Below are 4021 nucleotides of genomic sequence, written 5' to 3' on the forward strand. Positions count from 1 at the left end.
TATCGACTTCCCAGGTTCCAGACAATATGCTATATCTCCGTTGTTTGTGATGATTCGCCATGTACCGCCGGCTTTTATTTTACCGTTCTTGGATATTTGAACATCGGTTTTTTGTCCGTATCCTTCTGGAGAAAACAATACCAAAACTTCATAGCTCGAAGCAGCTGAAACCTGAGTGAATGCTTGGAATGGTATTGTCGAACAAAGCATCATTACAGCTGTTACTATCAGCAGAAGCTTTTTACAGAATTTTTGTTTCATTTTCATTTCCTTTCTTTTCGGCATATGCCGTTAATACGCATTTGCGGGCAATTTACAGCCCGTTTGAAATCGTGCATATAGCATCACTCCCTTCACTGGATTTGCGCATTACAGAGCCTTGCAGACGGCTCTGCGATTAAATACGGAGTGGAAATGAAAATTAAGCGTATGCCCTGAGAGTAATTTTAAGGCGGTTTTTAGGCACTTTCAAATTTAGGGTGTAATTTTGTGAAAAAACTCCTTTCGTTGATTCTGAGGCTTGCTGGTGCCCTCTACGGCGATTTTATAGCTATTTATGAAAAACCATTTGGATTTATATCAAATTACAGTCCGGAAAAAGAATTTGTAAGGGATTTTATTTCTTCTATGTCGAAAGAATACTGTTTGGTTTCAGCCTGATCAGCGTCACGAGCATAATAGCAGTCCATTGTTGACGGAGCGTTGAATAGCGACGTCAGCAGATACGCCCTTATGTTTCTGGGCTTGTTTGCATTTTTATTCAGGCATTCCAGAACATAGGCAATATGCTTGTCCGTCAATTGTTTAAATCTTTGAATGACTTCCTCCAACGGTTTGTTTTCTCCGCCTATGCGGATACTTTGTGAACGGCTTGACATAACGTCTGCCAGAATATTGATAATGCTGTTTATCTGCTTTTTGTCAGCTTTATTCCTGCTGATGAGGTTTTCATAACTTAGCTGTTTTTTTAGTTCAGCTTTGATTTCTTTTCTGTCAATCTTATCAATCGAATCCATTTCATCGCATCTATATGTATTATTAATATTAATATTATTATTATCTTGATAAGATTGATTAGTATATTTAGTATTTAATAATTTAGTATTTAATTGCGTTGGATTTTCCGTTGACGGATTTTCCAATGACGGTGAATTGATTTTTTTATCCGTTATGGGATTTTCCAATGACGGTATTTTTTTGCTTTTTGCAAAATTTGGATTTAATTCCGGTGTCTCATAAACAAGATATTCATTATGAGCTAATTGTCCTTTTTCGTTTCTTAACTGTCTTCGTGTTAAATAACCTAACTTTTCTAATTCTCTAATTCCCGAACGAACTCCGTCAATACCGTCCTTTTTCAGTGATGCTAAACCTTCAAGCGTATAGTCCCATACAGGCGATAGTGCAAGCATAGTTGTCAATAAATTCGTTGCTTTATGTGTAAGCCGTTTATCAAAAAGATGATAGTTTGATATTACGGAAAATTTTTCGGTTTTAAAAACTCTAAAAACTGTTGACATTTTTTTCTCCAATTTTGTTTAATTGTTATTTGTTGGTATGATTAACATCTGTCAAGTTTGGTTCTATCCAAAACATGTTTTGCACTATGGCAACCTTATTTACTGAATAAATTCCATCATTGCTTTTTAAAACATAATGATTTTTGACAAGTTCATCTAAACCTTTTTGTGTTGCATTCAGACTGTCTTTGGGAAACCGTTTTTGAAATTCTTTTAGGGTTATATAATCACATTCTGGTAAATTTACCATTCGTGTTAATATTCCCTGTGCGTCAAGTGATAATGTGTGTACAAAATTTAATTTTAGTCCGATCAGACCATGAACTAAGTATTTTTTTATTTTCATACAAATTCTCCTTTGGTTTATTAATATATTTTAATTATTCTTTTTTCCAAAATTAATTATTTGTGATATAATCAATAACAGAAATTTACAAATTACGGCAAAGCATTATTTGTTCTATTTTCACAGCTGGTCTTCATAATAAAAATTTATTATAATTAGAAATTTGAGGGAAATATGAAAAATAATAATAAAAAAATAATATATTATATTGCAAAAAATGTCGAATTATGTTAAAATAAAAAAGCACTTTGCCACAAGTGCTTTTTTATTCAATATATTGATACCTGTAAAAGTGTTGCAATCAATTTTTTAAGGAGGTCGATATATTATGAATTCGACAAATAAGCAAAAACATAATTTATTAGTAGTTTTAGAGGAGGTGCTAGAATATCGTAAAACTACTTTTTCAACATTAGCAACATATCAATGGGAGAAAAAAGTAAGTAAAAAAATAACAAATTATTTTTCACGTGAAACTTATATTGAGGATTTAACAGTTAAAAATATGCGTGATTTTTTTTCGTCAATAAGATTTAAAGAAAATGGTGAATTGATGAGCACTAAATATTTGAAATCGGTTAAAACAATTATGCAGGCTGTTTTTAATACGGCAATGCAAGATGGTTATATTGACAAGGATCCATTATACAAGTTTAAAATTCCTACGGGGTCAATGCCTAATTCTACAGAACGTCTAATATCGAAAACGGACTTGGAAAAGTTGTTTATAGCGATTCAGGAAAAGGAAAGGTTTAAAATTATTATTCCAATTTTGCTTTTAACAGGAATGCGTATAGGTGAGTTGCTTGCATTACGTTGGAGTTCTATTGATTATGAAAATCAAATCATACGTGTTAAAGAAGCTGTTAAAACCAAATATATTGAGAAGAACGGAAAGGTTATTCATGATGGTCAAATGTTGGGAAAACCTAAAACAATATCTTCAATCAGAGAAATTCCAGTTAATGAACAAGTTCTTCAATTATTTGATATGTGGAAGGAGTATTTAAACAAAAATCCTTCTGTCTTAAAAAAACAAAAGGAAAATAATCTTGAAGATATTATTTTTGTAAATATGCATGGCAAACTTATGTGTTACAATACGCTTTACAAAGAATTGAAATTATTTTTAAAAAAGCATAATTTGCAGCATTGTGGCATATTGTTTCATAAGCTCCGACACTGTTATGCAACTAATCTTTTTGATGCAGGCGTGGACATTGATGTAATCAGCAAATTGTTAGGGCATTCTAATATCATTACTACCGCAAATTTTTATGTTAAGGTTAATCTTGAACCTAAAGTTAAGGCAATACAAAAATTAAACAAGTTTACCTCTCAGAATTATCAGTTTATTGACGAATTGTACAAGTAAATAATACTTACTTCTATTTTCTCCTCAAGTTGCTTCGAGTCCAACTTGGGGAGCCATGAAACAAGCTCGTAAATACGTCATTTGCGGGCTTTTGCTTGTCTTTGAAACGTTGGTTTAGTTAGTGAACTTGTGTATAATATGTACAAAAACATATATATAAAATAGTGCAAAACGCCAATAAAATTATAATTTTAATTATTGATACTTACCGTGAAAATATTTATTAAAAATGATGATAACCGCACTTTATGTAGTGAGGTATTTTTATATAATTAAGAAAATATACTTATTTTTCCCTATTACAGTTGTGTGATAGGGAGTTTTTTATATATTAGTAAAAACCTAGCGGTGATTAATTGTCAGATAGGATTTACCTTTGTATAGATTTAAAAAGCTTTTATGCAAGTGTGGAGTGCGTTGAAAGAGGATTAGACCCGATGAGTGTAAATCTTGTAGTAGCTGATCTCGACCGTAACTATGGGATAATATGTCTTGCAATAACGCCGGCGATGAAAGCGCTTGGAATCAAAAACCACTGCCGTGTATATGAAATTCCCAAAGAAGTTGAATATATTAAAGCTCCGCCCCGAATGAAGCTGTATATAGATTATTCTGCTGAAATATATGCTGTATATCTTGAATATATTGCAAAGGAAGATACACATGTATATTCAATAGACGAAGCTTTTATTGATGTTACAGAGTTGGACCATAGTCAATAATCTGGACACAAAAAGGCGAAAAGAAAAAAGATTAAAGTAAAGATTTTTCAAAATGAAT

At 31.9% G+C, this 4021-nt stretch carries 4 protein-coding genes and 1 pseudogene; 2 read left to right on the plus strand and 3 right to left on the minus strand.

Features of this window, described 5'->3' with window-relative positions; all coding sequences use genetic code 11:
- From OCV67_RS12240 to OCV67_RS12250, 3 genes are all read right to left on the minus strand, one after another.
- Positions 1-261: hypothetical protein (locus tag OCV67_RS12240; protein ID WP_178085138.1), on the minus strand; the 261-nt coding region annotated here is incomplete at its 3' end.
- 323 nt (positions 262-584) lie between these two features.
- Positions 585-1520: a DUF6017 domain-containing protein gene (locus tag OCV67_RS12245; RefSeq protein ID WP_147644237.1), complete on the minus strand. Its 936-nt coding sequence runs from the start codon at positions 1518-1520 to the stop codon at positions 585-587.
- Positions 1521-1545: 25 nt separating this feature from the next.
- Positions 1546-1866: a hypothetical protein gene (locus tag OCV67_RS12250; RefSeq protein ID WP_147644238.1), complete on the minus strand. Its 321-nt coding sequence runs from the start codon at positions 1864-1866 to the stop codon at positions 1546-1548.
- Between the two features lie 328 nt (positions 1867-2194).
- On the opposite strand from OCV67_RS12250, the gene OCV67_RS12255 reads away from it, so the two are divergent.
- On the plus strand, positions 2195-3241 hold the full coding sequence (locus tag OCV67_RS12255) for a tyrosine-type recombinase/integrase (protein ID WP_147644239.1): 1047 nt from the start codon (positions 2195-2197) through the stop codon (positions 3239-3241).
- A gap of 356 nt (positions 3242-3597) precedes the next feature.
- A pseudogene (locus OCV67_RS12260) lies at positions 3598-3942 on the plus strand (Y-family DNA polymerase); the annotation flags it as partial.
- Between the last annotated feature and the right edge of the window lie 79 nt (positions 3943-4021).

The organism is Porcipelethomonas ammoniilytica, assembly GCF_025567485.1.
Lineage (GTDB): Bacteria > Bacillota > Clostridia > Oscillospirales > Ruminococcaceae > Porcipelethomonas > Porcipelethomonas ammoniilytica.

Bases quoted from the DNA above. Each gene is read 5' to 3' on its own strand.
- OCV67_RS12245 (WP_147644237.1), bottom strand. From the start codon at position 1,520: ATGTCAACAGTTTTTAGAGTTTTTAAAACCGAAAAATTTTCCGTAATA.
- OCV67_RS12250 (WP_147644238.1), bottom strand. From the start codon at position 1,866: ATGAAAATAAAAAAATACTTAGTTCATGGTCTGATCGGACTAAAATTA.
- OCV67_RS12255 (WP_147644239.1), top strand. From the start codon at position 2,195: ATGAATTCGACAAATAAGCAAAAACATAATTTATTAGTAGTTTTAGAG.